This is a genomic window from Enterobacter sp. 6722112 (assembly GCF_058661685.1).
In genome coordinates, this window is record NZ_JBZWGR010000007.1 from 2,487,942 (window position 1) to 2,506,360 (window position 18,419).

Below are 18,419 nucleotides of genomic sequence, written 5' to 3' on the forward strand. Positions count from 1 at the left end.
TTAGGCAATAAAAAACCACCTTTCGGTGGTTTATACGACACTGCTTATCATTGATTTTATTCTAGTTTTCCCATGGTAGCCGGAGTGGGACTTGAACCCACACAGCGCGAACGCCGAGGGATTTTAAATCCCTTGTGTCTACCGATTCCACCATCCGGCCAGGGAAGAAAGTGGAGGCGCGTTCCGGAGTCGAACCGGACTAGACGGATTTGCAATCCGCTACATAACCGCTTTGCTAACGCGCCTTAAATCTGTTGTCTTTCGACCTGCACCCGCAAGCTGCCGATGCATTAATCTGGAGCGGGAAACGAGACTCGAACTCGCGACCCCGACCTTGGCAAGGTCGTGCTCTACCAACTGAGCTATTCCCGCATGTCATCAAGTAACTATTTAACTACTTCCTAACCACTTGATTTCATTGTCGTCCGGCTAACTGTGCCGCCGTTCGATGCGTTGCATTCTACTGATATGACGTTTTGAGTCAACGTTATTTTTTGCATCTCAGGATCGTTTGCTGAAAATTAAGCCGAAACGATCACTGTTCAAGCAAATCACCGCGCGCAGCGTTCAAATATTGCAGCATTGACCACAGCGTCAGCACCGCCGCAACCCACAGCAGACCAATGCCGGCCCACTCTACCCAGGCATTCGGACGCCACAGCATCCATACCAGCGCCGCCATCTGTGCGGTGGTTTTAACTTTACCGATCCAGGACACCGCCACGCTGCTGCGTTTACCCAGCTCCGCCATCCACTCGCGCAGGGCAGAGATAATAATCTCACGGCCAATCATGGTCGCGGCAGGCAGCGTTACCCACCAGGTATGATAATGTTCCGCCACCAGCACCATCGCGATTGCCACCATCACCTTATCCGCAACCGGATCGAGGAACGCGCCAAAGCGGGTACTCTGGTTCCAGCGACGCGCCAGATAACCGTCAAACCAGTCCGTCACGGCAGCGATCAGGAAAATAAGCGCACAGGCAAAAGGCGCCCAGACGACCGGCAGGTAAAATGCCAGGACGAAGAACGGAATGAGCACAACGCGAAAGAGAGTGAGCAACGTAGGGATATTAAATCGCATGATGACGGTAACTGTCTGTTGTCAGTAAAATTTAGCTCTATGTTGCTACAGAGCCCTCAATGTTTCAACGAGTAGTAGATCTTTTCTGCCAGCCCTTGCGAAATACCCGGCACTTTTGCAATTTCTTCCATACTGGCGTTGAGTAATCCTTGCAATCCGCCCATATACTTCAACAGCATCTGGCGACGTTTTGGCCCGACCCCTTCAATCGTCTCAAGGGTACTGGTATTTTTCACTTTTGCCCGTTTTTTACGGTGCCCACTGATGGCGTGATCGTGCGACTCATCGCGGATATGCTGGATCACGTGCAGCGCAGGGGAATCCGGCGGCAGGCTAAAGCCCTCGCCTTCCGGCTCAAAGAACAGCGTTTCCAGGCCAGCCTTACGATCTGCCCCTTTCGCTACCCCTAGCAGCAGCGGATGGTTCTTATCCCACTCCACGTCGAGTGATTCAAATACCGCTTTCGCCTGCCCCAACTGCCCTTTCCCGCCGTCGATAAGGATAACGTCCGGGATTTTGCTCTCTTCAATCGCTTTACCATAGCGACGGCGCAGCACCTGGTTCATGGCGGCATAATCGTCACCGGGCGTAATGCCGGTGATGTTATAGCGACGATACTCTGCCCGCAGCGGACCGTTGGCATCAAAGACCACACACGACGCCACGGTCTGCTCACCCATCGTATGGCTGATGTCGAAGCATTCCATGCGTTTCACTTCCGGCAGCTTAAGCAGCGTAGCAAGCGCGGTTAAACGCTGGCTGACGGTCGACTGCTGGGACAGTTTGGTGGTCAGCGCCGTGGCGGCATTGGTTCGCGCCAGCTTCAGATAACGCGCACGATCACCGCGCGGTTTCGTCTGAACATTCACCCGGCGGCCTGCCAGCTCTGAAAGCGACTCCGCCAGCAGGGTTTTATCATCGAGCGTGAAGTCGAGCAGGATCTCCGAGGGCAGCGTACGCATCTGGCTGCCCTGCAAATAAAACTGGCCGACGAAGGTCTCCACCACTTCACCCAGCTCAGTGCCGCCCGGCACTTTCGGGAAGTAGCTGCGGCTGCCGAGCACTTTGCCCTGACGAATAAAAAGCACATGAACGCAGGCCAGACCGGCGTCAAAGGCTACGCCGATAACATCGAGGTCGTCGCCCGTATTGGAAACAAACTGCTTCTCGGTCACCCTGCGCACCGCCTGAATCTGGTCGCGGATGCGTGCGGCCTCCTCAAATTCCAGCGCCGCGCTGGCTTTTTCCATACGGGCAATCAGTTGCGTCAGCACCTGATCGTCTTTCCCGGCTAAAAACAGGCGGACATATTCCACCTGCTGCGCGTACTCTTCTTCGCTCACCAGCCCTTCAACGCACGGCCCCAGGCAGCGGCCAATCTGATATTGCAGGCATGGCCGGGAGCGGTTGCGATAAACGCTATTTTCGCACTGGCGAACAGGAAAGATTTTTTGCAAAAGCGCCAGCGTTTCCCGCACGGCATAACCGTTCGGGAACGGGCCGAAATATTCACCTTTCGCATGCTTAGCGCCACGATGCATCGCCAGCCGCGGGTGCGTGTCGCCGCTCAGGAAGATAAACGGATAGGATTTGTCATCGCGCAGCAGAACGTTGTAGCGCGGCTGATACAACTTAATGTAGTTGTGCTCAAGGAGCAGCGCTTCCGTTTCCGTATGCGTTACGGTGACATCAATGTTATGTATAAGTGCGACCAGCGCTTCGGTTTTACGGGAGGCAAGGTTGCTGCGGAAATAGCTGGAAAGGCGTTTCTTCAGATCTTTCGCCTTACCGACATAGATAACCGTACCGCCAGCATCGTACATACGGTAGACGCCTGACTGGCTGGTGACGGTTTTCAGAAATGCTTTTGAATCGAACGCTTCACTCACTGACTTATTAACGACTCCGCATTGCACAAACCATGGCGAATGGCCAGGTGAGTCAGTTCGACATCACCGTGAATGTTCAGTTTACTGAACATTCGATAGCGATAGCTGTTGACCGTTTTCGGGCTGAGATTCAGCTGCTCTGAGATCTCATTCACCTTCTGACCTTTAGTGATCATCAGCATAATCTGCAATTCGCGCTCAGACAAACTGGCAAACGGAGATTCCGTTTTTTCCGGTTCAATCTGACTCAGAGCCATCTGTTGAGCAATATCAGAAGCGATGTAGCGCTGCCCGGCGTGTACGGTGCGGATCGCATTGACGACTTCCTGCGGCGCGGCGCCTTTACTGAGATACCCGGCAGCACCCGCCTGCATAACCCTGGCGGGCAGCGGATTTTCGGTATGGACGGTCAGCATGATAACTTTGGTATCAACGAACATGCGCGCGATTTTGCGCGTGGCTTCAAGCCCGCCAATACCGGGCATGTTCATATCCATCAGCACCACGTCTGCGGAGTTAGCGCGACACCATTTGACGGCATCTTCGCCACAGCACGCCTCGCCGGCAACTTTAATACCCTTTATATCTTCAAGAATGCGTCGTATCCCTGCGCGCACCAGTTCGTGGTCATCAACAAGAAGGACGTTGATCAAAGGAAATGTCTCCAGAATAGGGATAACGCTACTGACTGCTAATTGGGTTTATATTAACGGTTTTCCATGCAAGATTAAAACGCTAAAAAATCGGCTATTCGATTCTGGTCTCGTTTTTGGAAATTAAGCTGTACAGTAAGTGGAAAGAAAACCCTTGCCCGCCGGGCTTTTACCGCTATTTTTTAGCATCGACATTCGAAAAGTTACTAAAACAGTTGTTAACTCAAACGAAAAAGAGCGCGCGATTTTTTGTAACAACAATTAACGAATGGCGAACCGGGGATAAACATTTAATTGTCGCTAACATATTGGACAGGGTACCTTCATAATCCGCGCCGCCCAATAATCACTGCGCGATAAGTATAAAAAACAACCACTGCATTTTTTGCCGTAGCTTGTGGTATACTCCGCCGCCTTAACTTTCATCGTCGCGCTCATGCGCTGTTTTATAATGAGGAAAATAAATGAGCACACCTGAATTTGCCACTGCCGAGAATAACCAGGAACTGGCACAGGAAGTAAACTGCCTGAAGTCGCTGCTGACGCTTATGCTACAGGCGATGGGCCAGGCTGATGCTGGTCGTGTGATCATTAAAATGGAAAAACAGATCGCGCAGATGGAAGACCAGGCGGAATCCGCTGTTTTTGCCAATACGGTTAAGCAAATTAAACAAGCCTACCGCCAGTAACAAAAACGGCTGGATGCAAAGCATTCAGCCGTTTTCTCGTCTGACACGCAGAACGTGATATCAGTCAGATAAGCCCCGTCGCCGCGGCATAACACGCTATCTGGATCTTATTCGGTGCGTTGAATTTCTTCTGCATATTCTTTTGATGGAAATTGACGGTATTTTCCGAGATGGAGAGAATGATGGCGATTTCTGCTGACGTCTTCCCTTCTGCGGTCCACTTCAGAATTTCCCGCTCACGCTTGCTGAATTTCATTTCAGGCGGCATCACCGTCTCATGTTCAAAGCGCAACAGTGTAGTGAGTGCCATCTGGACGAGCATTTGTAAACGCAGCTCAACTTCTTCACTGGATATCGAGTGTGCCTGTAAGCTGGTACATGACACGGAGAGGAAACCGAGCGCATGATTTGGCATCATCAGACACTGCGTTATTCCCTTGCGTAATCCGTGGTCCCGCGCGCCGTCCCATAATTGCTGGGCATCCGTGAATAATTCATCCGTCCAGGGCAAATGTCCCTGAATGAAATTCTCCGGCTTCAGCACCGGGTCAATGGCGAAATAATTCTCGGACTGATATTGCGCCATCCATTGTTGCGGATAACTGGAATGGACGGATGTTCGCGGGCGGGTAAATGGCACAGGGTGTCGAACACAAAGCGCATAATAATCGAATTCAAGCGCCTGCGTTTGTCGCTGAAGTTCCTGATATACCTCTTCGGCACAGGTCATTTCCTGAAACCGGAGGAAGCATTCCCGTCGCCAGGTGAAAAAGTCTATATCCCTCATACTTACTGAATGAAGCCTCTGATAAAGATAATCATTATTATGGTGAATATAACCTAACACATAAAGCATGATTATTTATATAAAATATCGGCCACAGGCAGATTATCTTTAATTTGGCGATGGCTTATCCACATCAGGCGGAATAAAAAAGCAACAGAACGGAGTTTAAGGGAGGATAATTTGCTCCAGAAGCGGCATCTGGAGCAAATTGAACGCTAAAATGCTACTGCATTAAGAATTTTTCAAGGAACTGACGGGTTCGGGGCTGCTGCGGATTGGCAAACAGCGCTTTAGCCGGCCCCTGCTCAACTATTCTCCCCTGATCCATGAAAATAGCCCGATCGGCAACGTCGCGAGCGAAGCTCATTTCATGCGTCACAATCACCATCGTGCGTTTCTCCTGCGCCAGCTGTCGGATCGTGTTCAGTACTTCCCCGACCAGCTCAGGATCGAGCGCGGACGTGGGTTCGTCAAACAGGATCACATCCGGGCGCATCGCCAGCGCGCGCGCAATGGCGACACGCTGCTGCTGCCCGCCAGATAAGCGACGCGGATAGCTCGTCTCCTTCCCTGCCAGCCCAACCTTCGCCAGCAGCTCGCGGGCGCGGACCGTCGCGTCTTCCTTAGGTTCCCCCTTGACGATGACCGGCCCTTCAATAATGTTTTCCAGCACCGTGCGGTGCGGAAAGAGATTAAAGCTCTGGAACACGAAGCCGACATGCTGGCGCAGGCGGCGAATCAGCCCTTTTTGCTGGCTGATGGGTTTCCCGGTATCAATGGTGATATCACCCACGCGGATCGTCCCGCCTTCGGGCTGCTCCAGTAAATTGATGCTGCGCAGCAGCGTGGTTTTGCCTGACCCGCTCGGGCCGATAATTGCTACCACTTCGCCCTGCTCAACCTCAAGATCAATGCCATGCAGCACCGTTTGTCCATGGAATTTTTTCACCAGGTTTTTGACGTCAATTGCACTCATTTTGGATCACGCTCCTGGCGGTTAAGCTGGTTTTCAAAATAGTTTTGCAGAGCGGACAGTACCGTCGCCATCACCCAGTAAATCAGCGAGGCCGCCAGATACATGGTAAACACTTCCAGCGTGCGCGAGGTGATCAGCTGCGCCTGACGGAACAGCTCCGGCACCTGAATGGTCGCCGCAAGCGAGGTGTCTTTCACCAGGCTGATAAAGCTGTTGCTCAGCGGCGGCAGCGCCACGCGCGCCGCCTGGGGCAGGATCGCCCGGCGCAGCGTCTGCCACGGGGTCATCCCGATACTGGCCGCCGCTTCCCACTGTCCTTTATCGATGGAGGAGATCGCCGCACGCAGCGTTTCAGAGGTGTACGCCGCGGTATTCAGCGACAGGCCAATCATCGCCGCCGGGATCGGATCCAGCTCAATACCAAACTGTGGCAGCCCGTAGTAAATCATAAACAGCTGGGCGATAAGCGGCGTTCCGCGGAACACGGAGATGTAAAACCGCGCCAGCCACCGCACCGGCCAGATGTTCGACATGCGCATCAGTGCCAGCACAAACCCGAGCACCAGCCCGAAGAACATCCCGCCGATACTGAGCTGTAAAGTAAACACCGCGCCCTTAAGCAAGAACGGCAGCGAATCAATAACCAGTTGAATACTTTCTTGCATTATTATTTTTCTACCTGATTTTTAGACATGAGGATGATAGGCAAACAGCGCAGGCGCCCCGCCAGTATGAACAAACAAAATGGGTCCTTCATCCTTAAAGCGCTTGCGGGCGATGCCGTCGATCAGGCCCGCCATTGCCTTGCCGGTATAGACCGGGTCGAGCAGAATACCTTCGAGACGGGCCAGCAGCTTAACGGCCTCCATCCCTTCATCATTGGGGGTGCCATAGCCCGGCGCGAAATAGTCATCCCACAGCAGTATCTCTGCCTTCGCCTGAAGCGCAAGCTGTTCAGCCACCGCCTGTTGCAGGGTGACGACTTTCGGCTTCTGGTCCGCAACGCTTCTGGAAACCGTCACGCCAATCAGCTCGACCTCCGGCATCAGTTGCTCAAGCCCGACCGCTAAACCAGCATGGGTCCCCGCACTGCCGGACGCCACCACCACCGAGGATAAACTCACCGCGCCTTCGCACTGCTGAGCGATTTCCAGCGCGCTCTCAACATAGCCGAGGGCACCCAGCGCATTCGAGCCGCCAACCGGGATCACGTACGGACGAAAACCCTGCGCTTCCAGACGCGTCGCCAGCTCGTCGAGCTGTGCAGCCGGGTCGGTCAACGCGTCGACCATTTCAACCTGCACGTTGAACAGATCCAGCAGCAGACGGTTACCGTTAGTCAGGTAATTCTCTGCCTGCGTCCCGATCGGGTTCTCCAGCAGGGCTACGCAGTGGAGCCCCAGCTTCGCCGCCACTGCCGCCGTCTGGCGAACGTGGTTAGACTGAATTGCCCCGGCGGTGATCAGCGTGTCCGCGCCTTCGCGCAGGGCATCGGCGGCGAGAAATTCCAGCTTGCGCAGCTTATTCCCGCCCATCGCCATGGGCGTCACATCGTCACGCTTAATGAAAATATCGCGCCCCAGATAGTCAGAAAATCGCGGCAGATACTCCAGCGGCGTGGGTGCGCCGATAAATTCCAGACGGGGAAAGCGCGTTAAATTCTGTAGTGACATGGTTCCTCCGGTCACGCAAACAATTGTTATTTCATTATGCACGCAGACGCGCGAGAAATAAAAAAGGCGCTTTTAAAAGCGCCTTTTTTTGTCAGTCAAAGACTTATTTCGTCACGTCAGCGCCGAACCACTTCTCAGAAAGCGCTTTCAGGCTGCCGTCTTTCTGCATCTCAGCAATGGCGCCGTCGATGGCGTTCAGCAGATCCTCGTTACCTTTACGCACCGCCACGCCGGACTCCTGACGGGAGAACGCATCGCCCGCGACAGCCAGGGTATTGTTGGTTTTCTTCACCAGATCCAGCGCCGCCAGGCGGTCAACCAGAATGGCGTCAATACGGCCTACGCGGAGATCCTGGTATTTCGTCGGGTCATCATCGTAGGTACGGATGTCCACGCCCTGCACGTTCTGGCGCAGCCACTCTTCGTAGTTGGTGCCCAGACCGACGCCGACTTTCTTACCTTTCAGATCGGCTGCGGACTTGATGCTGCCTTCGTTACCTTTCTTCACCAGCGCCTGAATACCGGACACGGTGTACGGCGTGGAGAAGTCATACTTCTTCTTACGCTCGTCAGAAATGGTTACCTGGTTAATCACCACGTCAATACGTCTGGAGTCCAGTGACGCCAGCATCCCGTCCCATTTGGTGGGTTTCAGGGAGGCTTTAACGCCGAGGTGTTTTGCCAGCTCCTGCGCAAACTCCACTTCAAAACCGGTCAGTTTACCGTCGTCGCCCTGGAAGCTGAACGGAGGATAGGTTCCTTCCAGCCCAACCAGCAGCGTGCCGCGCTCTTTGACTTTGTTAAGCAGATTCTCTGCCGCGAACGTTTTCACGCTCATCCCCGCGACCAGCGCAACGGCCATCATCCCCATCAGCGCCTGACGACCCAGAAGTGCTAATTTCATAAGTACTCCGATACAGTGGAATTTTTGAGTAGTGTAGAGAAATCGCCTGCAACGTCAAAGGCGGCTGCGCTACATCTTATTCTTTTTTAATATATATCAGAAGTTGTTCCGGCGCGGACTTTCTGCTTTATGACGCCCGGCATCTGGACTTTATATTGCGCGTACTTTCGCAGCGCGATGCGGTAATTGTTGGTACTGGTGGCGGGCAGCCAGGGCTCCAGATTTTCATCCAGGTATCCGGTTGTCAGCAGATCGCGGGAGATATTTTGCATGGTCAAATGCTGACCCAGGCGGCGCAGGCGAACCACGTATTCACGCACGGTGCCGTGACTCATCTCCGTTTGTTCAAACAGGAATTGCTTGAAGCCGATAATATCGAAGAAGTCGCTTTGCTCTTTGCAATGGAGATCGCCACAGAAACGGCAAAGCGCTACCCACTCTTTTTGCTCTTCAAGCCAGGCGGCTTCATCCATCAGCGTGTCGAGGCGGGAAATCGCAATCTTATTCACGATTTCACCGCGACGAACCAGCGTGATGCGGTCGAGTAATTTTTTACAGTGGGCGCAATGCGTCTGGCTGTGTTTAAAGTCTTTCAGGTAGCGGCTTAAAGGCCGTCTTTTAGATTGCTGCACCGTCATGATAACTCCTGGTTGTCAATACGTTGTGCGGCATTTCCAAGGCGAATGACTCACCTATAACTTACCCAGTTTTGTGCGCAGGCGTTTAATGGCCTGGCTGTGCAGCTGGCTCACCCGAGACTCGCCCACCTCCAGCACGGCGCCAATCTCTTTGAGATTGAGCTCTTCCTGGTAATAGAGGGTTAACACCAGTTGCTCACGTTCCGGTAAAGCTTCAATCGCTTCCATCACGCGCTGGCGTAAATTCCCTTCCAGTAAATGGTGTAACGGGTTTTCTTGCTGATGTTCATCCGTCACCAGCTCGATGCTATCGCCATGCTCTTCGCGCCACTCATCATAAGAAAAGAGTTGGCTGTTATTGGTATCGAGCAACATCTGGCGATACTCTTCAACAGGAATGCCCAGACGCTCCGCTACTTCGGTTTCCGTCGCGTTGCGCCCCAGCTCCTGTTCCAGCTGCCCCATCGCATGCGCCACTTCGCGCGCGTTGCGGCGAACGCTGCGCGGCACCCAGTCGCGGCTGCGCAGCTCGTCCAGCATCGCACCACGAATACGCTGCACTGCGTAAGTCGTAAATGCCGTTCCTTGCAGAGCGTCGTACCGGTCAACTGCATTCAATAACCCGATACCGCCCGCCTGTAGCAGATCGTCCAGTTCCACGCTCGCCGGCAAACGCACCTGGAGGCGCAATGCTTCGTGACGCACCAGCGGAACATAACGCTGCCACAGCGAGTGTTTATCCATTACACCTTCAGCGGTATAGAGTGAATTCACGATAAACAGCCCTGCGTTAGTTGAGTTATCGGCATGATTATCCGATTCTGGAGGGGTTTTAATCGGGTGAATAGTGGGTGAAATGAGGGGTTATTTGGGGGGTTACGTATGTACGTGGACAGAAAAAACCCCGCCGAAGCGGGGTTTGAGCGTAATCAGGCGATTAGCCTTGCAGCAGAGACAGAACCTGCTGAGGAACCTGGTTAGCTTTAGCCAACACGGAGTTACCGGCTTGCTGAATGATCTGCGCTTTAGACATATTTGACACTTCGGTCGCATAGTCGGCGTCCTGGATACGGGACTGCGCTTCAGACAGGTTGGTAGTGGTGTTGTTCAGGTTGGTTACGGCAGAGCTCAGACGGTTCTGTACCGCACCCAGAGAAGAACGGAATTTATCGATGGAGCTGATAGCGTCGTCCAAGGCTTTCAGTGGGTCAGTAGTGGCAGTAGTAGCAGTCTGAGCGTCAGTGGTGATCTTACCATTCGCATCTTTGTGCGCAACCTTGCCAGAACCATTGGTGATAGAGCCATCAGTCTGAACAAAATAAGTAGCTGTATTTGTGGTGGTTAATGCAGCGTTGTTATCAACATACACATCCGCAGCACCGCTTTTAACCGCACCGGCGTTGTCAACGGCATAGCCGGTAGATGTTGTATAACCTGCAGCAGCACCGCTCTGCAGTTTGTCAGCGCTGATAGAGGCATTAGCAACATCGATAGTACCAGCCGTACCGCCTGTCAGAGTCAGGGTTTCGCCAGATGCTGTGGTAATAGAAGAAGCAATCGCAGTACCACCGCCGTTAGCCTGCAGACCAGCCAGTGTTGCAACAGGTGGGGTACCCGCGCTGTTTTTGGTCAGGTTGCCGGTAGTATCCAGATACAGAGCAGCACCATCATCTTTAGCGGTTAAAGTACCGTCTTTAGCAATGATGACGTCTTGTTTAGTTGTACCGATAGTAACGGTAGCTGAGGTAGTGTCGCCCGCAGCTGGGTTCAGGTAGCTCAGAACCTGAGCAGAGGTAGCGCCTGTTACACCGAAAGTAAACTTGTCGTTTGCTTTATCGTAGGTGTAGGTATTTGCTGCTCCTGAGAGACCATCAGCAACAGTGCCAACACTGAGGACAGTGTCACCATTTGCCAGGCTACCTAATACATCTGCAGAAGATGCAGCTTTAAATCCTGCAGAACCTGTGTACGTATTACCAGCCAGGGTAAAGCCAGCAGCGGTCATATCGGCTGCAGTTGCAACTGCGTTGGCTACGCCACCTTTACCGTTAACGTTAAAGCCGGACAGTTTCAGAGTATTAGAGTCGATTTGTTTCAGGTCGATGGTGATGGTCTGGCCATCGTTCGCGCCAACCTGAATTTTCATGGAGCCGTCTTTTGCCAGCACGTTCACGCCGTTGAACTGGGTCTGACCGGATACGCGGTCAATTTCATCCAGACGGGATTTGATTTCGTCCTGGATAGAGTCCAGGTCAGACTGGGAGTTAGTACCAGTAGAGGACTGAACGGTCAGCTCACGGATACGCTGTAAGTTGTTGTTAATCTCAGACAGTGCGCCTTCAGTGGTCTGCGCAACGGAGATACCGTCGTTGGCGTTACGTGCAGCCTGGGTCAGACCTTTGATGTTAGAGGTGAAGCGGTTAGCAATCGCCTGGCCAGCAGCGTCATCTTTTGCGTTGTTGATACGCAGACCGGATGACAGACGCTCAATGGCAGTAGACATTGAAGACTGGTTCTTGTTGATGTTGTTCTGAGTGATCAGCGAGAGGCTGTTGGTATTAATGACTTGTGCCATGATTTCGTTTCCTGTTGTTCATCAAATCTGTGGATTAGATTTGGGTTTCCACCCTTCGGCTTCATCGCCGTCAAAGGTGTTATCGTCTGGTCCAAAACAACCTTTAGAATTTTTTTCAGGATCGCATCATTTTTTTTAGCCACAGAAATACTCTTCTCCAATAGCGTTATTCTCGCCATTAAAAATTTGAACCTAACCGTAAACTTTCCTGAGTTGAGGCCGATAACCACACTATTCGTTCTACGTGTCGTTACATTAAGGAATAAATATGGCAAGTATTTCTACGTTGGGAGTCGGCTCAGGTCTACAGTTAGGAGACATTCTGGATAGTCTTACCGCTGCACAGAAGGCTCAGTTAACGCCAATCACCAAACAGCAGTCTTCCTACACAGCAAAACTCAGCGCCTACGGCACGTTGAAAAGTGCACTGGAATCCTTCCAGACGGCAAATACTGCGTTAAGTAAAGCGGACCTCTTTACCGCGACCACCACGATTAGCAGCTCAACGGCGTTTAGCGCAACCACTACCGGCAGCGCAATCGCGGGTAAATACACCATTAGTGTGTCGCAGCTCGCTCAGGCCCAAACGCTGACTACGTCAAAAACTCAAAGCGACAGCAAAACGGCGATCGCAACCGCGGACAGCAAGATCACCATTCAGCAGGGCGGCGATAAAAAACCCGTCACTATTGATATCAGCGCAGCAAACTCGTCTCTGACAGGCATCCGCGACGCAATCAATAAAGCGGATGCAGGCGTTAGCGCCAGTATTATTAACGTTGGTAACGGTGAGTATCGTCTGTCCATTACCTCTAAAGAGACTGGCGAAGACAATGCGATGACCATCAGCGTCAGCGGCGATTCGGCGCTGCAATCTTTTATGGGTTACAACGGCACGAAAGGTGATGCCAGCAACGGCATGCTAGAAAGCGTTAACGCGCAAAACGCTAAACTAAAAGTCAACAACGTCGACATAGAAAACAGCAGTAACACCATCAGCGATGCGCTGGAAGACATCACGCTGAACCTGAATGATATTACGAGCGGCAACCAGACCTTAACCATCACCAACGACACCAGCAAAGCAACCAAAGCGATAAACGACTGGGTTACCGCTTATAACTCACTGCAAGACACCTTTAGCAGCCTGACAAAATATACAGCAGTGGATGCAGGCTCAGACGCTCAGAATACCAGCAACGGCGCGTTATTAGGCGACAGTACGCTACGCACTATTCAGACTCAGTTGAGAAGCGTGCTGAATAACCCTCACACCAGTTCCAATATCAAGACCCTTGCTCAAGCTGGCATCACTACCGACCCAAGCACCGGTAAACTGGAAGTGGATGATGACAAGCTTAGCGCGGCAATGAAAAACAGCGCGGCTGGTATCAAAGACCTGCTGATCGGTGACGGGAAAACATCCGGTATCACCACCACCGTTGGAACAAACCTCACAGGTTGGCTCTCCAGCACCGGCATCATTCAGGCTGCCAAAGATGGCGTCAGTAAAACCCTGAACAATTTAACTAAGCAATATAACGCGGCCAGCGAGCGTATCGACACCATGGTAGCGCGTTATAAAGAACAGTTTACGCAATTAGACGTCATGATGAACTCGCTGAACTCTACCAGCAGTTACCTGACGCAGCAGTTCGAAAATACGTCCAGCAACAAGTAGTAAACGCTAATCAGACCCGAGGGGGATAACATGTACGGCGCAAAAGGCACGCAAGCCTACGCAAAGATAGAAGTTGAAAGCGCGGTGATGAGCGCCAGCCAGCAGCAGCTGGTTATCATGCTATTTGATGGAGCCCTCAGCGCACTGGTACGGGCACGTCTGTTCCTTGCAGACGGTAATATACAGGCAAAAGGGCTGGCGCTCTCCAAAGCGATTAATATCATCGAAAATGGCCTGAAGGTCGGATTGGATGAAGAGAGTAAAGACGAGTTAACACAAAACCTGATCGCTCTCTATGCCTATATGGTTCGTCGCCTGCTTCAGGCCAACCTTCGCAATGATGCCAGTGCCATCGAAGAGGTGGAAAATTTACTGCGCAATATTGCGGATGGCTGGAAGGAGGCAGCAGGTATACCAACTCTTGTCCAGGACGCCGTCTAATGAGTAACGCACCGCAACTTTATGCCCTTTATCAGCAACTCCTTGAGCAGAGCCAGTTGATGTTGCGACTGGCCCGGCAGGGACTATGGGATGATCTGATCATCTGTGAAACCGACTATGTTAATGCGGTGCACTCACTGGCTCGTCTCACTCAGGAAAGTGAACCTTCGATGCAGATTCAGGAGCAGCTTCGCCCGACGCTGCGGGTGATCCTGGACAACGAAGGCCAGGTAAAAACGTTGCTGCAAGCCAGAATGGATGAACTGGCGAAGCTGGTTGGGCAATCCTCCATCCAGAAAACCGTTCTCTCCACCTACGGTAACCAGGGCGGTCATGTCCTGGTTCCACAAAGTAATAGCGATATTAATTAGCCATTTAACTGGCGTTCGAGCGTTAACCGTTTCGTTCGCCAGGCATTTCTGCCAAACCTGCTCCATACTTGAGTTTCGCGACCTCATGGAGATGGTGCATGCGCAACCCAACACTTTTACAATGTTTTCACTGGTACTACCCCACCGGCGGTGAACTGTGGCGAGAAGTCACGGCATTAGCCCCCAACCTGAACGAAATCGGCATCAATATGGTCTGGTTACCGCCGGCATACAAAGGGGCATCCGGCGGCTATTCCGTCGGGTATGACTCTTATGACCTTTTCGACCTCGGTGAGTTTGACCAGAAAGGCAGCGTCGCCACCAAATACGGCGATAAAGCCCAGCTGCTGGAGGCCATCAACGCCTTAAAAAGCAACCAGATTGCGGTGCTTCTGGACGTGGTGGTCAACCATAAAATGGGGGCCGATGAAAAGGAACCCGTCCGCGTGCAGCGTGTGGATGCTCAGGATCGCACCCAAATCAGCGATGAGATCATCGAATGCGAAGCCTGGACGCGTTACACCTTCCCCGTTCGGGCCGGGCAGTATTCGCAGTTCATCTGGGATTACAAATGCTTCAGCGGTATCGACCACATTGAAAACCCCAATGAGGACGGTATCTTCAAAATCGTGAACGACTACACCGGCGAAGGCTGGAACGATCAGGTCGACGACGAGATGGGCAATTTCGATTACCTGATGGGTGAAAATATCGATTTTCGCAACCATGCGGTGACGGAGGAGATCAAATACTGGGCGCGCTGGGTGATGGAGCAAACCCACTGCGACGGCTTCCGCCTGGACGCGGTAAAACACATCCCGGCCTGGTTCTATAAAGAGTGGATTGAGCACGTCCAGGAGGTGGCCCCGCAGCCGCTGTTTATTGTGGCGGAATACTGGTCTCACGAAGTGGATAAATTGCAGCACTACATCAATCAGGTGGACGGTAAAACAATGCTGTTTGATGCGCCACTGCAAATGAAATTTCACGAAGCCTCACGCCAGGGACGCGACTACGATATGAGCCAGATTTTCACCGGTACGCTGGTGGAAGCCGATCCGTTCCATGCCGTGACGCTGGTAGCCAACCACGATACCCAACCCTTGCAGGCGCTGGAAGCCCCGGTTGAAGCCTGGTTCAAACCGCTGGCCTACGCGCTCATCCTGCTGCGTGAAAACGGCGTGCCGAGCGTATTCTACCCGGATCTTTTTGGCGCCAGCTATGACGACACCGGCGGGGATGGCGAGACGTATCACATCGATATGCCGGTGATTGAACAGCTCCACGAGCTGATCCTCGCCCGGCAGCGTTTTGCCCACGGCGTGCAGACGCTGTTTTTCGATCATCCAAACTGCATTGCGTTCAGCCGCAGCGGGACTGAGGAGCACCCGGGCTGTGTGGTGGTGCTGTCGAATGGTGATGACGGCGAGAAGACCATCTGCCTCGGGGAAAATTACGGCAATAAGACCTGGCGTGATTTTTTAGGCAACCGCGAGGAAACCGTGACCACGGCGGCGGATGGCGAAGGGACGTTCTTCTGTAACGGGGGAAGCGTCAGCGTCTGGGTGATTGAGGACGCGCTGTAATGCTGGGAAAGTGCGGCCTGATGCCCTCACCCCGACCCTCTCCCACCGGGAGAGGGAGCAAACCCTAAAAACGGCAATATGATTGCCGTTTTGCTTTTACCGCTACGGAAGCTTACTCTCCAGCGGATTCTTGCTCAGGTAATCTGCGCATTCCACCGTTGGACGGTCAACCTTGTACAGTTCCATACCGTCATACTCCAGCGCCGCCCCATCACGCTCCAGCGGATAGACATCCAGCTTACGCGTCACGTTATAATAATCATCTGAACGCAGCATGATCTTACCCGGCACCGCGATAACGCGCTGCCACTGACGGCAATCCAGCGTATCCCCCTCTGGCGTCACCACCAGCGTGGCGATCGCTTCCGGGCTCACCATCGCGCTCTGCGGCCCTTTCGACTGCCAGTAACCTGCCAGTTGCGAAGGTACCGGGTGCTTAATCACTTCCTGATAGTTATCAACCTGAACACATCCCGCTAACGTCAGCATCGCAGCCACAATTGCTACTTTTTTCATCATCTTTCCTGCATGCGAAGAAAAAAATATTGTGGCATTAAAGCCATCAGGCTGCCAGCGTAAGATAGGTATTGATTAAACCTGCATCCCCATCACATGAGCATACATTTTTCATAATCGACAAAGATCGTCCAAGAGCGCTCCAAATAACAGATGGTTATAGTCGTCGAAAACATCAGTCGTCTAAGTTCACCTTAGATCGAGTGCTGTTTTATGTCCCACCCATGCCCCACTACCAAAACTTTGCGTAGCTCCTTCCAGTTTCGCAACTTGCCGCTTTACGCCTTCCCATACCATCAGCATAATCACCACCGATCCGATTGTAAGATTTATCAGGTGCGCACCTCTTTTATCGGACAACAAGCAAATCTGAAAATCTCGTAGTGTATCGAGGCGACAGCATTTCACGCTTCATCTGCCACTGCTGCTGTATACCCTGCCCGGCAAAATAGAGCGTGCCCTTTCCGTCCTTTGCATTCAGGTGATCCAGCACTTCCATTAACTTCTCGCTACCAGCTCGAGGCGCACTGTCGTCGAACAGGTTGAGTTGTGCCACGCCCTGGCTGAAGAAGTCACCCAGCATCACACCCGCTTTCTGGTACCGGTGGCCGTCCTTCCATATTTTGTCCAGACACTTTATCGCGGCGTTGATGATGTCTCTGCTGTCCTGAGTTGGCGTGAGAAGCCTTACCGATGCGCTGTTTCCGTAATACGGCTCATTAAGGGCAAAAGGTGATGTCTTGACGAAAGCGGAGATAAAACGGCAGTACTGGTGCTCACCACGTAGCTTTTCAGCTCCACGGGCCGCATAACTGCAAATCGCCTGCCGCATGTGTTCATAGTCAGTAATACGTTCGCCAAACGATCGGCTGCATACGATTTCCTGCTTCACCGGCGCGAACTCTTCCAGATCCAGGCACGGCTCGCCGCGCAGTTCCCGGACCGTTCGCTCCAGCACCACATTAAAGTGCTTGCGGATAATCCACGTACTCTGCTCTGAAAGGTCCAGTGCGGTTTTGATGCCCATAGCGTTCAGCTTCTTGCTGATGCGCCGGCCAACGCCCCAGACATCCTCTACCGGCACTAGTGCCATTAACCTGCGCTGCCGGTCGACGTTTGAGAGATCGACCACACCTCCCGTCTGCCGCTGCCATTTTTTAGCAGCATGGTTAGCCAGCTTAGCCAGCGTCTTGGTCTGGGCTATTCCGACGCCGACTGTAAGATGTGTCCGCTGTAAAATCGTCGCGCGGATCTCTTTACCAAATTCAGTCAGGTCACGGCAGTTTCTTACGCCGGTCAGGTCGCAAAAGGCTTCGTCTATGCTGTAAATTTCCACGCGCGGGCTCATTTCTTCCAGCGTGGTCATTACCCGGCTTGACATGTCTGCATAGAGCTCGTAGTTGCTGCTGAAGCAAACAACTCCGGCTCGCCGGAACAACTCCTTCTGCTTGAAGAACGGCTCACCCATCGCTATCCCGGCAGCCTTTGCTTCTGCGCTACGCGCTATTACGCAGCCGTCATTATTCGACAGAACAACCACCGGCCGACCGCGCAGGTCGGGTCTGAATACTGTTTCACAGCTGGCATAAAATGAGTTCACATCGACCAGGGCAAACATCACATCACCGGATTGTCGTCGACCCATACCGGGCTAATGGTATGCGTGACCACGCCAACAAGGCGAACATCATCAAGTGCCTCGCCTTCTATGGCCTCACCATCATCAGTGATCAGTGCATCACCGGCCCAATATGCGTGCTGCTGGCGGCCACAAAACCAAATGAGCAATGTGTCTCCGCGCTTGCAAAGCGATGCGCTTTCAATAACATCAAAGCCTTCCTGCGTTTCAACAATGTTGGAAGATGAAGGAATGAATGGCTCAGGAGCCGCAACAAAGGCGGCGTGTATGTCTACTGTGCGTGGCATGTTCACCTCAAAAAAAACACTGTTTATAAA

20 protein-coding genes and 3 tRNA genes are annotated in these 18,419 nt (G+C 52.7%); 6 read left to right on the forward strand and 17 right to left on the reverse strand.

Annotation, left to right across the window (positions count from 1 at the left end):
• Nucleotides 1-73 precede the first annotated feature (73 nt).
• From AC4OVU_RS13410 to uvrY, 6 genes are all read right to left on the reverse strand, one after another.
• Nucleotides 74-160: transfer RNA gene (locus AC4OVU_RS13410), tRNA-Leu, on the reverse strand.
• A gap of 11 nt (nucleotides 161-171) precedes the next feature.
• Nucleotides 172-245 (reverse strand) — tRNA-Cys (locus tag AC4OVU_RS13415).
• 51 nt (nucleotides 246-296) lie between these two features.
• A tRNA-Gly gene (locus AC4OVU_RS13420) sits at nucleotides 297-372 on the reverse strand.
• A gap of 163 nt (nucleotides 373-535) precedes the next feature.
• Nucleotides 536-1,084 carry a CDP-diacylglycerol--glycerol-3-phosphate 3-phosphatidyltransferase gene (pgsA, locus tag AC4OVU_RS13425; RefSeq protein ID WP_003859652.1) on the reverse strand — a complete coding sequence of 183 codons (549 nt, stop codon included), beginning with the start codon at nucleotides 1,082-1,084 and terminating at the stop codon, nucleotides 536-538.
• A gap of 56 nt (nucleotides 1,085-1,140) precedes the next feature.
• Nucleotides 1,141-2,973 (reverse strand): excinuclease ABC subunit UvrC, encoded by a 1,833-nt coding sequence (gene uvrC / locus AC4OVU_RS13430; RefSeq protein ID WP_047731769.1) that lies wholly within the window; start codon nucleotides 2,971-2,973, stop codon nucleotides 1,141-1,143.
• A complete protein-coding gene (uvrY, locus tag AC4OVU_RS13435) occupies nucleotides 2,970-3,626 on the reverse strand; it encodes a UvrY/SirA/GacA family response regulator transcription factor (protein WP_017384478.1) in 657 nt (218 codons plus the stop codon). Before uvrY ends, uvrC begins: the two co-directional genes overlap by 4 nt.
• Before the next feature lie 397 nt (nucleotides 3,627-4,023).
• On the opposite strand from uvrY, the gene AC4OVU_RS13440 reads away from it, so the two are divergent.
• Complete coding sequence (locus AC4OVU_RS13440; RefSeq protein ID WP_418235935.1) at nucleotides 4,024-4,104, forward strand: hypothetical protein; 81 nt, start codon at nucleotides 4,024-4,026, stop codon at nucleotides 4,102-4,104.
• Nucleotides 4,091-4,315, forward strand: a complete 225-nt coding sequence (locus tag AC4OVU_RS13445) for a DUF2594 family protein (protein ID WP_003859644.1) — start codon at nucleotides 4,091-4,093, stop codon at nucleotides 4,313-4,315. The genes AC4OVU_RS13440 and AC4OVU_RS13445 overlap by 14 nt, the downstream gene beginning before the upstream one ends.
• Nucleotides 4,316-4,379: 64 nt before the next feature.
• Here AC4OVU_RS13445 and sdiA read toward each other — a convergent pair whose 3' ends face one another.
• The 8 genes from sdiA to AC4OVU_RS13485 form a co-directional block, all read right to left on the reverse strand.
• Nucleotides 4,380-5,102: a quorum-sensing transcriptional regulator SdiA gene (gene sdiA / locus AC4OVU_RS13450; RefSeq protein WP_017384479.1), complete on the reverse strand. Its 723-nt coding sequence runs from the start codon at nucleotides 5,100-5,102 to the stop codon at nucleotides 4,380-4,382.
• A gap of 223 nt (nucleotides 5,103-5,325) precedes the next feature.
• A complete protein-coding gene (gene tcyN / locus AC4OVU_RS13455) occupies nucleotides 5,326-6,078 on the reverse strand; it encodes an L-cystine ABC transporter ATP-binding protein TcyN (RefSeq protein ID WP_003859634.1) in 753 nt (250 codons plus the stop codon).
• A complete protein-coding gene (tcyL, locus tag AC4OVU_RS13460; RefSeq protein ID WP_003859632.1) occupies nucleotides 6,075-6,743 on the reverse strand; it encodes a cystine ABC transporter permease in 669 nt (222 codons plus the stop codon). The genes tcyN and tcyL overlap by 4 nt, the downstream gene beginning before the upstream one ends.
• A gap of 21 nt (nucleotides 6,744-6,764) precedes the next feature.
• Nucleotides 6,765-7,751: a D-cysteine desulfhydrase gene (gene dcyD, locus AC4OVU_RS13465; protein ID WP_017693220.1), complete on the reverse strand. Its 987-nt coding sequence runs from the start codon at nucleotides 7,749-7,751 to the stop codon at nucleotides 6,765-6,767.
• 103 nt (nucleotides 7,752-7,854) lie between these two features.
• The gene (gene tcyJ / locus AC4OVU_RS13470) at nucleotides 7,855-8,655 is read right to left on the reverse strand and encodes a cystine ABC transporter substrate-binding protein (RefSeq protein WP_110293055.1); all 801 of its coding nucleotides are present in this window, start codon (nucleotides 8,653-8,655) and stop codon (nucleotides 7,855-7,857) included.
• A gap of 86 nt (nucleotides 8,656-8,741) precedes the next feature.
• Nucleotides 8,742-9,293, reverse strand: a complete 552-nt coding sequence (gene fliZ / locus AC4OVU_RS13475; protein ID WP_015570235.1) for a flagella biosynthesis regulatory protein FliZ — start codon at nucleotides 9,291-9,293, stop codon at nucleotides 8,742-8,744.
• 54 nt (nucleotides 9,294-9,347) lie between these two features.
• Complete coding sequence (locus tag AC4OVU_RS13480; protein WP_003859623.1) at nucleotides 9,348-10,067, reverse strand: RNA polymerase sigma factor FliA; 720 nt, start codon at nucleotides 10,065-10,067, stop codon at nucleotides 9,348-9,350.
• Between the two features lie 163 nt (nucleotides 10,068-10,230).
• Nucleotides 10,231-11,868, reverse strand: coding sequence for a FliC/FljB family flagellin (locus AC4OVU_RS13485; protein WP_491928701.1), 1,638 nt, complete (start codon nucleotides 11,866-11,868; stop codon nucleotides 10,231-10,233).
• A gap of 268 nt (nucleotides 11,869-12,136) precedes the next feature.
• Between AC4OVU_RS13485 and fliD the strand changes: the two genes are divergently transcribed.
• The 4 genes from fliD (at nucleotide 12,137) to amyA (ending at nucleotide 15,947) form a co-directional block, all read left to right on the forward strand.
• Complete coding sequence (gene fliD / locus AC4OVU_RS13490; protein ID WP_006811146.1) at nucleotides 12,137-13,549, forward strand: flagellar filament capping protein FliD; 1,413 nt, start codon at nucleotides 12,137-12,139, stop codon at nucleotides 13,547-13,549.
• A gap of 30 nt (nucleotides 13,550-13,579) precedes the next feature.
• Entirely contained in the window at nucleotides 13,580-13,990 is a 411-nt protein-coding gene (gene fliS, locus AC4OVU_RS13495; protein ID WP_006811147.1) for a flagellar export chaperone FliS, read from the forward strand.
• Nucleotides 13,990-14,361 (forward strand): flagella biosynthesis regulatory protein FliT, encoded by a 372-nt coding sequence (gene fliT, locus AC4OVU_RS13500; protein ID WP_006811148.1) that lies wholly within the window; start codon nucleotides 13,990-13,992, stop codon nucleotides 14,359-14,361. The genes fliS and fliT overlap by 1 nt, the downstream gene beginning before the upstream one ends.
• A gap of 98 nt (nucleotides 14,362-14,459) precedes the next feature.
• Nucleotides 14,460-15,947 carry an alpha-amylase gene (amyA, locus tag AC4OVU_RS13505; protein ID WP_003859614.1) on the forward strand — a complete coding sequence of 496 codons (1,488 nt, stop codon included), beginning with the start codon at nucleotides 14,460-14,462 and terminating at the stop codon, nucleotides 15,945-15,947.
• Between the two features lie 102 nt (nucleotides 15,948-16,049).
• Here amyA and yedD read toward each other — a convergent pair whose 3' ends face one another.
• The 3 genes from yedD to AC4OVU_RS13520 all read right to left on the reverse strand — a co-directional run bounded on the left by yedD (nucleotide 16,050) and on the right by AC4OVU_RS13520 (nucleotide 18,389).
• Nucleotides 16,050-16,463, reverse strand: a complete 414-nt coding sequence (gene yedD, locus AC4OVU_RS13510; protein ID WP_003859613.1) for a lipoprotein YedD — start codon at nucleotides 16,461-16,463, stop codon at nucleotides 16,050-16,052.
• A gap of 349 nt (nucleotides 16,464-16,812) precedes the next feature.
• Nucleotides 16,813-18,081: a Y-family DNA polymerase gene (locus tag AC4OVU_RS13515; RefSeq protein ID WP_110293179.1), complete on the reverse strand. Its 1,269-nt coding sequence runs from the start codon at nucleotides 18,079-18,081 to the stop codon at nucleotides 16,813-16,815.
• Nucleotides 18,081-18,389: a hypothetical protein gene (locus AC4OVU_RS13520; protein WP_110293180.1), complete on the reverse strand. Its 309-nt coding sequence runs from the start codon at nucleotides 18,387-18,389 to the stop codon at nucleotides 18,081-18,083. The genes AC4OVU_RS13515 and AC4OVU_RS13520 overlap by 1 nt, the downstream gene beginning before the upstream one ends.
• Nucleotides 18,390-18,419: the final 30 nt, after the last annotated feature.